Annotated in this window: 12 protein-coding genes; 8 read left to right on the top strand and 4 right to left on the bottom strand. The window is 67.2% G+C overall.

Annotated elements, in window-relative coordinates:
* The 4 genes from PO883_RS23980 to PO883_RS23965 form a co-directional block, all read right to left on the bottom strand.
* The coding region (locus PO883_RS23980) for a hypothetical protein (protein ID WP_289311990.1) at positions 1 to 1,231 on the bottom strand (1,231 nt) is incomplete at its 3' end.
* Between the two features lie 65 nt (positions 1,232 to 1,296).
* On the bottom strand, positions 1,297 to 1,755 hold the full coding sequence (locus PO883_RS23975) for a hypothetical protein (RefSeq protein ID WP_289311989.1): 459 nt from the start codon (positions 1,753 to 1,755) through the stop codon (positions 1,297 to 1,299).
* 467 nt (positions 1,756 to 2,222) lie between these two features.
* The gene (locus PO883_RS23970) at positions 2,223 to 2,957 is read right to left on the bottom strand and encodes an SDR family NAD(P)-dependent oxidoreductase (RefSeq protein WP_289311988.1); all 735 of its coding nucleotides are present in this window, start codon (positions 2,955 to 2,957) and stop codon (positions 2,223 to 2,225) included.
* A gap of 5 nt (positions 2,958 to 2,962) precedes the next feature.
* Positions 2,963 to 4,786: a radical SAM protein gene (locus PO883_RS23965; RefSeq protein WP_289311987.1), complete on the bottom strand. Its 1,824-nt coding sequence runs from the start codon at positions 4,784 to 4,786 to the stop codon at positions 2,963 to 2,965.
* Positions 4,787 to 4,913: 127 nt separating this feature from the next.
* Here PO883_RS23965 and fabZ point away from each other — a divergent pair, with 127 nt between their 5' ends.
* Genes fabZ through PO883_RS23925 form a run of 8 tightly spaced genes read left to right on the top strand, consistent with a single transcriptional unit; the run spans position 4,914 to position 11,816 of the window.
* Positions 4,914 to 5,381, top strand: coding sequence for a 3-hydroxyacyl-ACP dehydratase FabZ (gene fabZ, locus PO883_RS23960; RefSeq protein WP_167086608.1), 468 nt, complete (start codon positions 4,914 to 4,916; stop codon positions 5,379 to 5,381).
* Positions 5,378 to 6,580 carry a beta-ketoacyl synthase gene (locus PO883_RS23955; RefSeq protein WP_289311986.1) on the top strand — a complete coding sequence of 401 codons (1,203 nt, stop codon included), beginning with the start codon at positions 5,378 to 5,380 and terminating at the stop codon, positions 6,578 to 6,580. The genes fabZ and PO883_RS23955 overlap by 4 nt, the downstream gene beginning before the upstream one ends.
* Positions 6,577 to 7,593 carry a beta-ketoacyl synthase N-terminal-like domain-containing protein gene (locus tag PO883_RS23950; RefSeq protein ID WP_289311985.1) on the top strand — a complete coding sequence of 339 codons (1,017 nt, stop codon included), beginning with the start codon at positions 6,577 to 6,579 and terminating at the stop codon, positions 7,591 to 7,593. Before PO883_RS23955 ends, PO883_RS23950 begins: the two co-directional genes overlap by 4 nt.
* Positions 7,590 to 8,858, top strand: coding sequence for a beta-ketoacyl synthase (locus PO883_RS23945; protein WP_289311984.1), 1,269 nt, complete (start codon positions 7,590 to 7,592; stop codon positions 8,856 to 8,858). Before PO883_RS23950 ends, PO883_RS23945 begins: the two co-directional genes overlap by 4 nt.
* On the top strand, positions 8,855 to 10,000 hold the full coding sequence (locus PO883_RS23940; RefSeq protein WP_289311983.1) for a beta-ketoacyl synthase N-terminal-like domain-containing protein: 1,146 nt from the start codon (positions 8,855 to 8,857) through the stop codon (positions 9,998 to 10,000). Before PO883_RS23945 ends, PO883_RS23940 begins: the two co-directional genes overlap by 4 nt.
* Positions 9,997 to 10,731 carry an SDR family NAD(P)-dependent oxidoreductase gene (locus tag PO883_RS23935; RefSeq protein WP_289311982.1) on the top strand — a complete coding sequence of 245 codons (735 nt, stop codon included), beginning with the start codon at positions 9,997 to 9,999 and terminating at the stop codon, positions 10,729 to 10,731. Before PO883_RS23940 ends, PO883_RS23935 begins: the two co-directional genes overlap by 4 nt.
* On the top strand, positions 10,728 to 11,402 hold the full coding sequence (locus PO883_RS23930) for a nitroreductase family protein (RefSeq protein ID WP_289311981.1): 675 nt from the start codon (positions 10,728 to 10,730) through the stop codon (positions 11,400 to 11,402). Before PO883_RS23935 ends, PO883_RS23930 begins: the two co-directional genes overlap by 4 nt.
* Positions 11,403 to 11,816, top strand: coding sequence for an acyl carrier protein (locus PO883_RS23925; protein ID WP_289311980.1), 414 nt, complete (start codon positions 11,403 to 11,405; stop codon positions 11,814 to 11,816).
* Position 11,817: the final 1 nt, after the last annotated feature.

Below are 11,817 nucleotides of genomic sequence, written 5' to 3'. Positions count from 1 at the left end.
CATGAGCGTCTCGTGGGCTCGGAGATGTGTATTTGAGACAGGGGCGGGCCTCGCCAGGCCGGGCCGCGTCAGGCCGGGCCGCGTCAGGCCGGGCCGCGTCAGGCCGGGCCGCGTCAGGCCGGGCCGCGCCAGGCCGGGCCACATCTTGCGCGGCAGGATCATGGCGGGAAAAATCATACTGCGGACCGTAGGGCATCGAGCGGCGCACGATGCGGTGATGCGTGCTGTCGGTGCCGATGACGGCGGCATCGCGCGGATTGTTGCGCCGGATATGCGCGCCGATCGGGCACTTCAGGCCCAGGGTATCGTCCGTGGCCGGATCGGCGCTGACGAAGTCGAAGTTGTTCAGTTGCGCGTCCGGCAGCGGCGTGCCCTGCGCCGCCGGCGCCAGGGTCAGCGGGTTGCCGTTGCGCCAGCGCCCGAGCATGTTCGCGGCCACCAGTTCGGTATCGATGCCCATCTCGGCCGCATAGCGCGCCAGCATGGCCTCGAACCCGGCAACATCCTGCTCCAGGATGCGGAACACGGCATAGCTGCTGTTGGTCGACAGTTCCGCTGGCAACACACGGTAGGTTCCGCCCGCGGCATTCAGGTGGCCCAGCAAAAATTCGCCGGCCGGCACCGGCGCCTGGGCATCGCGCGCATAGCGCTTGCGCGGCGGCGCGCCAATGATCGCCGGCTGGGCGATGCCGTGGCGATAGCCGAAATGCACGCTACGGTCAGGCAATTGCGCCCCATCCTGTACATACAATTCCATCACACTGCCCACGAAGGCCGCGCGCAAGCGGGCAGAGGCATCTTCCAGCGCGTCGCTGGAGTCGGTTGCCCACACGCTGAGCAGGATGTGCACCCGGGCACCGTCGTGCAATCCTCCAATCCAGTGTTGCGGCGCGCTCGGGCCCACGTCGCCCACCGTGGCCGCGCTGGCCGGATCGGTCGCGCCACGCTGGAACGCCGGGTCGAAGCTGGCCAGCTGTTGCGCACTGATGCCGAGCGCCGCCAGCCCGGTGGCGGTCAAGCACATATTCGTGAAGATGGCCGGCTTGGGCACCTTGCGCCTGGCGGTCGTGACAGCGGGCAGGCCATTGTCGCCATGCACCAGCGCCGCGATCAGCTTGCCGGTCGCGGCCGCATCCGTGATCGTGAGCACGAAGTGCCGTGCCAGGTTGACGCGATAGCCGCGCAGAATCGTGCCCTGCACGTCGTCCAGATCGATCGCAGCGTCGCTCATCAGGTTCTCCATCGCTCAGGCGTTCAATTCGCGCACCGGGATGCCAGCCCGGTGCGCGCGGCACATCAGAAAGCGGCGAGAATCTCCTGCACCGTTTGCGGATAGGCGGAGAAGAAATAGGTGTTCGGAATATGTTCCGAGATATTATTCTCCGCGATAAACGCTTCGAACTCCGCTACGTGGTCGACCACCGGCGTCAGCGCGGCGCCGCCAACCGTCAGCGACAGCAGCGCGCCGAATTCGTCGCTTAATTGGGCGACGAAATCGTGGATATACGTACTGAAATCACCGTCGAACGAGGTGATGATCGCGATGGACAGCTTGTCCGATGGCAGGACGGACAACAGGTCCGGCCGCAGAGTCGGCTGCGAGCGATCGAGCAAGATCAGACGGGCAAAATGGACCGTGCCGATCGATTCCAGCGCAGCATTGATTTGCGGCAGCAGGAGGGCCAGCTTGGCAACGACAGTGGCTGCGCTTGTGCCCGGCAGTACCGGCGATATGAAGGTTAGGGGACGGGTCATGATCAGTCTCTTTCATGAAAACCCAGGAAGCGCGGCCGGCGGGTTGGCAGCCGCGTCCTGTGTCAGCAAATGATAAGAGAATCTCCGCGCTGGCAAGCCCGGCGGGAGGGGCAGCCAGCTTGATTCAGCTTAAGTCAACAGGAGCTTGCGGCAGGCACACGCCAGCCCGTGGATCGAAGCGGCAACTGCCTCGGAAGCGTGCCTCCAGCATCGCAGCCACCCAGGTCTTGGCCGGCTGCGTGGAGCGCGTGGCCTGGCTGGCGGCCGCGCCCGCGACACTGCGGTCGCTGATCCAGTCATGCCGCAACGCATTGGCGGGTTTCCACTTCCAGGGTGCGCACCTCGCACCGTCCGCCGTTTTTCGGACGCAGCACCCAGCGTCCACCCGCCAGGTTCAGCGCCTGAACGGTGCAGTCCTCGACGGCGCGTCGCGGCGGCACCTGCGGAGACGAGCAATACAACAGCCCTCAAACCGCACCATCGATCACCACGGTTGCCCCGCTCATGTAGCTGTTCTTGTCGGAGACAAAGAACGCCGCCGCCTCCGCCACCTCGTCCACCGTCCCCAGGCGGCCCAGCGCGCAATGGCGCAGGTACTCGCTCATCTTCGCCGCCGGCACGTTGCCGCTGACGCCTTCATCGAGCACGCCCGGCGCCAGGCAGTTGACCGTGATGCCGTAGCGGCCCACTTCCTTTGCCAGCGCCTCCGTCATGCCCTTGAGCGCCGCCTTGGCCGCGCTGTAGTGCACCGGCGCCTGCATCATCTTCACGCCCGCCAGCGAACTGATATTCAAAATGCGCCCGCGCTTCTGATGGATCATCCCGCGCAGCACCGCCTGGGTGGTCAGGAAGGCGCCCTTGACGTTGGTGTTCATCATCCGGTCCCAATCCTCTTCCTCCATCAGCGCGAGCGGCACCACCTGGCCGATGCCGGCGTTGTTGATCAGGATATCGATCGCCCCCGCATCCTGCTCGATGGTGCGCACCATCGCTTGCAGGCCCGCCTTGTCCAGCACCGACACCTGGAACGCCCACGCCTTCACGCCCAGCGCCTTCAGGGCCGCCAGCACGGCCTCGGCCTGCGCCACCGAGCGGGTATAGTTGAATGCGACATTGGCGCCTTCGCGCGCCAGTGCCATGCACAGGGCGCGACCCAGGCCGCGCGAGCCGCCGGTGACCAATGCGGTCCGTCCCTCCAGCATCCCCATTATTTGAGCACCACTGGCTTGCCGCCACCGAGGCCGATCGAATGCGGCGCGCGCGCCGGCGTTTCGTCGACCCCGATCCCGGTCAGCGCCTGGCGCGTGCCGGTGCGGTGGAACTGCACGATCTGCACCGGTGCATCCGTCGTCCATGGCTTCTTGCCCCATGCCGCCAGTTCGGTCTCCGGCCCCTTGGCCGCACCTCGGTGGAACATATTGAAGCCGCAGGCCGGCATGATGCGTCCGTCCACCTGCGGGTAATGGTGGCAGCACTTGCGCAGCCGTTCCAGGTCGAAGTCGTGGCGGTCCATGTAGTGGTGCAAAAAGATCGACTTGGCCTGCTGCTCGCCGAGGTGAATCGCTTCCTTGGCGCTGACAGGCCGGTTCGGGAACATCACATCGATGGTGCGGCGCAGCGCCGCCAGGATGTCGGCCGAGCGTTCGATTTCATCCTGGCGCGCGAACACGTCGTGCACCACATCGCTCATCGCATCGTGAATCTCGGGCGACGCGCCCAGCGTGGCCGACGAACGCAGCAAGGTACCGTGCGTGCGGAAGTCGACAAAACGCCCGAATGGAATATGGGTGCCGTCGTTCATGCGCAGCAGGTAGCTGAGCGACACGCACTGCGGGTGGGAGCAGGGCAGCGGCGCGAAGTCGCTCACCTTCAGCTTGCCGTTGGTCTGCTCCTCGATTGCCTTGATCACGCCGGGGATGGTCAGCCGGTCCATCGGATCATGCGCGAACTGCCCGCCGCCGGCACCGGTAAACGCCACCGGCTGGAAGTTCAGCGACAGGAAGTGGTCTTCGGACAGGAACATCTCCACCACCTGGCCGATCTGGTGCTCGTTGACGCCACGCGCGGCGACGAAAATCAGCTGGGTTGGAATATTCAGGTCCTTGAGCATCTTGAGCGCGGCGCTCTTTTCGCCGCACAGGTCGCGTCCACGGATTTTTTCGTGCGTGTCGGCCGTAAAACCGTCGAACTGCAGCGCGACGTAGGCGCCGCTGGCCTTGATTTTTTCGGCAAAGGCGCGGTCGCGCCCGAGGCGCAAGCCGTTGGTGATGATCACGATGCGGCCGATTTCCTCGCGCGTGGCAATCGCAATCAGTTCCATCAGGCGCGGGTGGCTGGTGGGCTCGCCGCCCGACAGCGCAATCGACTCCACCTGGCCCTCGTTGCGCACCAGCGTGTCGATCATGCGCGTGAACGCCTCGTTCGACAGGTGATACGCATTGGTGTTGTTGACGATGCAAACCGGGCATTCGAGGTTGCAGTAGTCGGTGATCTCGATGATCGGCAGGCAGGTGTGCTGTTCATGGTCGCCGCAGGTGCCGCAATCGGTCGGACAGCCTTTCTCCACTTCGGTGGCGAACATCAGCGGTTCGGTGCCGGCGCGCGCGTACGAGTAGGCGTCCACGTAGTAGGCCGCGTCTTCCGACACCAGCGCCTCGGACGGGCCGCACTTCTCGCAGTTCTTCACAAAATAGACTTTGCCGTCGCGGATCACCACATCGGCCGGCAGCAGCGCCAGGCACCCGGGACAGGTCGACGTCGTGTGCTTGAAATAATGGTCGCCTTGTTTCGCCGGATCGACCTGGCCGCGCGCGAGAAAGCCCGCCACCCACGCCTTGGCGTCATCGGACACGATCTGCTCGGAAGGTCCGCACTGGGTGCAGTGGATCAGGCGTACCACGCCATCGTCGCGCAGCACCACGCGCGCTTCGATCGGCGTCGCGCAGCCGCCGCAAACCGCCATCTCGTGCATGAAGAAGGTGTGCTCGCGATCCTTGCGCACGGTGCTCGTGTCGCAGCTAGTACATTCCATTTGAACCTTTCAACGATGATCTACTGGTGTTCGGCGTTAACTTTAGGATATCCTAACCTGAATTGCATGTGTTGAGTGGCCGCCGAGGGCTACCGGCGGCAATTGACAAGCGTAAAGGGCAGGGTGGATGCGATACATACTTCTCGATAAAATTACGGCGCTTCAGCCGCCGCAACTGGCTTCGGGAGTCAAATGCGTGTCGCTGTCGGACGATATTTTCGCCGACCATTTCCCGGGTCATCCCATCATGCCCGGCGCGATGATCATCGAATCGATGGCGCAGCTGGGCGGCGTGCTGGTCGAGGCGAGCATGCGCGAACAAGGCCGCCACGACCTGCACGCGCTGCTGGTCACGGTGGACCGCGCCAAGTTTCGCCACCAGGTGCGCGCCGGCGACAAGATGGAACTCGAATGCCACGGCATCGTGGTGCATGAAGACGGCGGCCAGGTGCGCGCACTGGCGCGCGTGGACGGCAAACTGGTCGCCGAAGCCGAACTGGCCTTCGCCTTTGCGCGCGTGACCAATCCAAAACTGCTGGCGCGGCGCCGCGAGGTGCTCAATATCTGGCTTACCGGCTCGGCTGAAGAGCCATGACGCAGGTGCGGGTGTTCGTGCGTGGCGTTGGCGCCATCACGGCATTGGGCGCGAACTGGCCCGCCTCGCTCCAGGCACTGGCCGCCGGACGCAGCGCCGTCAAGCAGGTTGCCGGCTTCGACGTGACCGGTTTTCCCTCCACGGCCGGCGCCGAAATCCACGGTTTTACCCACACGGGTGACCGCCGCCTGGCGCTGGTCCGGGTCGCCGCGCGTGAAGCGTGGCAGGGCGCCGGGCTGGATGTGGCTCCCGACCGTCTTGGCATCTTCCTTGGCGCCGAATCGGGGCGCGCACCATTCGCCACCTTGCATGAATTGACGCGCGGCGCCGGCGGCGGTGCGCGCTTCGACCATGCGCAATTCGGCGTCAAGGCCGCCGCCCTGGTGGCCGAATTCGACGCCTCCATCATCTCGCCCGCCGCCGTCACCTCGGCGCTCGCCCGCGAATACGGCGCGCATGGCCCGGCCGTGACGATCTCGCTGGCCTGCGCCTCGGGCGCGAGCGCGATTGCCGAAGCGGCACGCGCGATCCGCCTCGGCGTGTGCGACGTGGCCCTGTGCGGCGGCGTCGGCGCCGATGTCGATCCGATGATGCTGGCCGGCTTCGGCCGTGTCGGCGCCCTGAGCGCACGCGGCGTCTCGTGCCCGTTCGACGTGCGGCGCGACGGCTTTGTGGTCGGCGAGGGCGCCGCCATCGTGGTGCTGTCGCGCGAACGCGGCAACGCCACGGTGGAACTGGCGGGCGAAGGCCGCAGCCTGGACGCCCATCACCTCACCGCCCCCGATCCCCAGGGCGACGGCGCCGCGCGCGCCATGCGCACCGCGCTAGCCGCCGCTGGCATGGATGCTGTCGGCTACATCCAGGCGCACGGCACATCGACACCGCTCAACGATGCGGTGGAGGCGCTGGCGCTGCGGCGCGTGCTCGGGCCCAGCCTCGACGCCGCCCATGTCAGTTCGGTGAAAGGGGCGCTCGGCCACTGGATCGCCGGCGCCGGCGCGCTCGGCTTCCTGTGCGTGCATGCCGCGCTGGAGCAGGGCATCATCCTGCCGACCGCGAACCTGACCCAGCCCGATCCCGCCTGCGCGCTCCCGCACGTGGTGGGCCACGCGCTGCACGCAAACGTCGACGCTGCCCTGGTCAACGCCTTTGCCTTCGGCGGCGCCAATTGCAGCCTGCTGGCGAGGCGCTGCGCGTGAGACAGGTATATATCTCCGGCGCGGCGGCCGTCAGCGCATTCGGCTTCGACTGGCGCGGACTGGCTGGCCATGCCGGATTTGCCGGCAGCCGCCAGCTTGCGGCAAGCCATGGCGAGGTGATGGCGTCCGAAGTCCCTCCAATCCCGGCCGATATCGACGTCGACGCGCGCGCCCGCAAGCTGATGGCGCATCCGGCGCGGCTGGCGGCCGTTGCCCTGCGCCTGGCATTGGACGACGCACGCTGGACGGCTGCGCAGCGCGAACAAGCGGCCCTGTACCTGGGCGTGGGCGCATCCGGCTGCTCCATGAGTGAGTTGACGCGCATGCTGGCGGCCAGCATCGCCGATCATGCATTTTCGCTGGAGCGTTTCGGCGGCGCCGGCCTGGCCGCCTGTAATCCCTTGTTCGCGTTCCAGCTGATGAACAACTTCACGCTGTGCCACGGCGCGATCCTGAACGGCACCGGTGGCCCCAACGGCGCCTTCTATTCGCGCGGAACCGGGACCGTGGCGGCGCTGGCGGAAGCACATTGGCTGGTCCATTCCGGAGAATGCGGTACGGCGCTGGCCGGCGGCGGCGATTCGGCCCTGCATCCGGTCACCTGGACGCAGCTCGACGCCGCAGGCTATCCCGCGCGCGGCCTCGTTCCAGCGGAAGGCGCGGGCTTGCTCGCCTTGTCCGCCTGCGCCGACGGCGCGCTGGCGACGCTGGACGCCGTCAGTTTTCACAGCGCGCGCGCCTGGGAGCGCAATGCGGACTTGCTATTGAACGAGGCGCGCGACGATGCCCTCGTCGTGCTCGCGCCATGGGGCAGCGAGGCGCGCTCCCGCCATGGTAACCGCGATGCGCTCGACGTCAGCCTGTCCCTCGGCGACGCACTGGCGGCGGCGCCGGCACTGGCCTGGTGCGTGGCGCTTGACCTGATAAGAACGGGCCGCTGCCGGCGTGCCGTCGTCTTCAGCAGCGGCATCGATGGCGGCCTTGGAATCGCACGGTTCGGGAGCGTGGCATGACGCGCGCGGTCATCACGGGCGTGGGCGCCGTCAGCGCATTTGGCGTCGGCGTGCCTGCGCTGTTCGACGGCTTGGCCGATGGCCGCAGCTGCATCGCCCCGGTCCGTTCTTTCGACGCAGCCGCCTTCGATACGCGCGTGGCCTGCGAAGTGGCCGGCGGCGGCATCGGGCGTGGCTGGCTGCGCGCGCATCTCGGCGACCTGGGTGGTGCGGAAACTGTGCTCGACGGGTACGAACGCGCAGGCGCATGGCGCGACCGCAAATGCATGTTTGCCCTGCTGGCCGCCGTCGAAGCGTGGCGCATGGCCGGCTGCGGGCAGGGCGACGACGAAGCATCGATGGTGATGGCGCTCGGCCTCGAACAGGCTTTCCTGGACGATTTCGGCCCCATGTTCAGCGGCCAGGCGATCGATTGGTCGGTCGAAGGGCAGGCAGGCATTCGCTTCCGGTCCGACGTCGATCTCGGTGCGCGCCTGGTGGGCGACGTGCTTGGCCTGGACGGGCAGACCGTCGTCAACGCCTCGGCGTGCGCCGCGGGCGGCCTTGCCATCGCCCACGCGGCATCGCTGATCGAGCGCGGGGCCGCATCCATCGTCCTGTGCGGCGGCGCTGACTCGATGGTCAATCCGTTCGGGCTGGGAGGCATGTCGCGCCTCGGTGCGCCATCGCCGCGCAACGACAGCGATGCCTGCCGCCCGTTCGACCTGCGCCGCGATGGCCTGGTGATTGGCGAGGGCTCCGCCATGTTCGTCATCGAATCGGAGCAGCGGGCGGCCAGCCGTGGCGCGCGTGTGCTGGCCCGCGTGCTTGGCTACGGCAGCACCCAGGACGCCTACCGGGTCACCGCGCCGCGTCCGGACGGCGCGGCTGCGCAGCGGGCAATGGAGCTGGCGCACAAGCGCGCGCGGCTCGCACCCGGCGACATCGGCTATATCAACGCCCACGGCACCGGTACGCCGCTCAACGACGTGGCCGAAGCGCGCGCCATCGCCGCCGTATTCGGCCCCGGCGCGGTTCCCGTCAGCTCCGTCAAGGGCGCCATCGGCCACCTGATGGCGGCATCGGGCGCGATTGAAGCGGCTGCCTGCCTGCTTGCGTTCGAGCGCAATCTGCTGCCGGGGACGGCCAACCACCGTGACCTGGACCCGCAGTGCGAGGTGGACGTGATCCGAGCGCCGCGCGCGGCCGCTGTTGACGTGGTACTCAGTAATTCGTTCGGTTTTGGCGGCCAGAACGTGTCCTTGATCCTCGGCAGGCCCGCATGAAGGCGGCGCTGACCGGCAGGGCGTGGCGCACGCCGCTTGGTTCCGGCATCGACGAGGTGGTCGACCGCCTGCTGGCCGGCGAACGCGCGGCGCAGCCCAACGCGCGTTTCGATGCGCGCAGTTACGCCTGCACGCTGGCCGCCACCATCGCCGCGCCACCGGCACCGTCGCGCCATGCGCGCTTCCTGCGCCGTATGGGCTTGTACGCGGTCGAAGTGGCTGCCGAGGCGATGCGGGACGCCGGCGTGGCCGGCGGCGACCGGGTCGGGCTGTTCTTCGGCTACGGCGGGCTGCGCGCGCACTGGGACGACCTGATGCCCGCCTTTGAACACCAGCGCGCCGATGGACATGGCGCATGGGAGCGGGGCCTGGCGCTGCTGCACCCGTTCTGGATCTTGCAGCACCTGTCGAACAATGCGCACGCCATCGCCGCGCAGGAATTGGGCGCGCGCGGCGAAGGCGCGACCTATGGCGGCGCCAATGCCGGCGCGCAGGCGCTGGCAGGAGCAATCCGCGCGCTGGCCGCCGGCGCCGTCGACGTGGCACTGGTGGTTGGCTACGACAGCCTGGTCGAGCCGGAAACACTGGTCGAGTTGGCCGCACGCGGTTCCGCTGTATCGAATGCGCTGGCGGCGCCGTACGACATGGCTGCACAGGGTTTTGTACCCGGCGAAGCTGCCGCCGCCCTGGTATTGCAGGGAAGTGGCACCGCGCGCGCATTCATCCAGGCGCTTGACGGCGCCGATGGCGAAAAGGGGGAGCCCCAGCCAGCGCTGTTCGGCCGTCTCGTGGGTGCAATTGCTCGTCCCGGCGATGCGGTCGATGGCTGCGGCCTGGCACTGCCAAGCTTCGATGCGGCAGAGCGCCGCGTGGTGGCCGATATCACCGGCGTCGATGCGCCCCTGTGTTGTATCATGAGCGCCATGGGACAAATCGGCGCCGCCACTTCAGTTGTTCAAGCCATCGCGCTGGCCGAGCTGCTGCAACGCCAGTGCATGCCGCCGCTGGCCGGCCTGCGCGAGGCCGCGCCCGGACCACTGCGCCCGATCTTGCGGGCCGAGGCTACGACCCATCGTTCCGCCATCGGCCTGTCCGCCAGCGCGCCTGGCCTGGCCGGCATCGTCCGCGTGGAGCTGCCATGAAAACCGCACTCGTTACCGGCGGCTCGCGCGGCATCGGCGCGGCCATTGTGCTCGAACTGGCGCGCAAGGGCTTTACCGTCATCCTCAATTACCGCAGCGACGATGCGGCGGCCGCTGGCGTCGCCGAACAGGTTGCCGCATTTGGCGGCGAATGCGTGCTCGCGCGCGCCGACGTTTCAAGCCCTGCACAGGTCGATGCCCTGTTTGCCGACATCGACAGCAAATTCGGCCAACTCGATGTCCTCGTCTGCAACGCCGGGGTGCTGCGCGATACGCTGCTTGGCGCCAGCGAGCCGGCCGACTTTGACGATATTTTTTCGGTGAATATTTCGGGCGTCGTCAATTGCTGCCGACAGGCCTCGCGGCGCATGGTGTCGCGCCGGTGCGGCGTGATCGTCAACATGTCGTCGGTGGCTGCCACGCGTCCCGGCCGGGGGCAGAGCAATTATGCCGCGTCCAAAGGCGCGGTCGAAGCGTTTACCAAGGCGCTCGCGGTCGAATTGGCGCCGCGCGGCATTCGCGTCAACGCGGTGGCGCCGGGCGTGATCGACACCGATATGACGCGCGACATCCGCGCATTGGCGCCAGAAGAACTGAACAAGCGCATCCTGCTCAAACGTGTCGGCAGTGCGCGCGAAGTGGCCGCCGTGGTGGCCTTCCTGTGCAGCGACGACGCCAGCTACGTCACCGCGCAGGTGTGGAACGTCGATGGAGGATTCAAGGCGGAATGAACGAACAGACTACCCTGGACTGGTTTCTCTCGCGGCGCAGTACGCGCGAATTCACCGACCGCCCGGTCGAGCGCGAAACGATCGAGCGCCTGCTGCTGGCCGCGACCAGTGCGCCATCGGCCAGCAACCGCCAGCCGTGGCAATTTGCGGTGGTGCGCTCGCGCAGCCTGCGCGCCAGCATCGCCGATGCGGTGTGCGAGCGCGCCGACGACATGAAGGCGGTGATCGCGCGCGGCCACCACGCCGAGGACTATGGCAGCTACGGCGATTTTTTCCACGAACCGTTGATGAGCGCCGCCGTGATCATCATTCCGCAGTACCGCGAATTCCCCGACCTGATCGCCAACCTGCTCGCCTCGGGCGGCGCCGACCCGTCCGCCTACCACACGGCTGGCGCCATGCAGGCCGAACTGTGCTCCACCAGCGCCGCCGTCATGAACCTGCTGCTGCAAGCGCACGCCAGCGGCCTTGGCGGATGCTGGATGGCGGGGCCGATGATCGCGCGCGACCGCATTTGTGCATTGCTCGGCATCGCCGCGCCCTGGCAGATGGTCGGCGCGATTGCGCTGGGCTACCCGGCCGGCCCCGTACCCGAACAAAAAACCCGCAAACCGCTGGGCCGCGTGGCCCGCTGGTTTGACGACGAACATACCGACGAGGACTCCCATTAAATGACCACCACAACTCCCCAGGAAATTGAAGACACCGTGCGCGCCATCGTGGCCGAGTCGCTGGCCATTCCCGCCAGCGACGTGCCGCCGACGGTCAGCCTGATTGGCGAACTCGGTGCCGAGTCGCTCGATTTTCTCGATATTGTGTTCAAGCTGGAACGCACCTACGGCATCCAGGTCACGCGCGGCGAATTGGAACGGGCTGCGCGCGGCGACATGTCCGACGACGAATTCGCACCCGGCGGCGTGATCTCGGATGCGGGCCTGGCGCGCCTGCGCGAGCTGATGCCCGAAGTGGCCGACCAGATCAAACCGGGCCTGCATCCGGGCCAGATTCTCAGCCTGTTCACCGTGCAGACCTTCGTCCACCTGGTCGTCGGCAAACTCGAACAGCGCAGCAGCAACGTCGCCTGAC

This window comes from Massilia sp. DJPM01 (assembly GCF_030348125.1).
GTDB classification, from domain to species: Bacteria; Pseudomonadota; Gammaproteobacteria; order Burkholderiales; family Burkholderiaceae_D; genus Telluria_A; species Telluria_A frigida.
This window is presented reverse-complemented; position numbering and strand designations above follow the sequence as displayed.

Excerpts from the sequence above, each read along its gene's own strand:
- PO883_RS23945 (WP_289311984.1), top strand. The coding sequence starts at position 7,590 with ATGACGCGCGCGGTCATCACGGGCGTGGGCGCCGTCAGCGCATTTGGC.
- PO883_RS23970 (WP_289311988.1), bottom strand. The coding sequence starts at position 2,957 with ATGCTGGAGGGACGGACCGCATTGGTCACCGGCGGCTCGCGCGGCCTG.
- PO883_RS23930 (WP_289311981.1), top strand. The coding sequence starts at position 10,728 with ATGAACGAACAGACTACCCTGGACTGGTTTCTCTCGCGGCGCAGTACG.
- PO883_RS23940 (WP_289311983.1), top strand. The coding sequence starts at position 8,855 with ATGAAGGCGGCGCTGACCGGCAGGGCGTGGCGCACGCCGCTTGGTTCC.
- fabZ (WP_167086608.1), top strand. The coding sequence starts at position 4,914 with ATGCGATACATACTTCTCGATAAAATTACGGCGCTTCAGCCGCCGCAA.
- PO883_RS23925 (WP_289311980.1), top strand. The coding sequence starts at position 11,403 with ATGACCACCACAACTCCCCAGGAAATTGAAGACACCGTGCGCGCCATC.
- PO883_RS23955 (WP_289311986.1), top strand. The coding sequence starts at position 5,378 with ATGACGCAGGTGCGGGTGTTCGTGCGTGGCGTTGGCGCCATCACGGCA.
- PO883_RS23975 (WP_289311989.1), bottom strand. The coding sequence starts at position 1,755 with ATGACCCGTCCCCTAACCTTCATATCGCCGGTACTGCCGGGCACAAGC.
- PO883_RS23935 (WP_289311982.1), top strand. The coding sequence starts at position 9,997 with ATGAAAACCGCACTCGTTACCGGCGGCTCGCGCGGCATCGGCGCGGCC.
- PO883_RS23965 (WP_289311987.1), bottom strand. The coding sequence starts at position 4,786 with ATGGAATGTACTAGCTGCGACACGAGCACCGTGCGCAAGGATCGCGAG.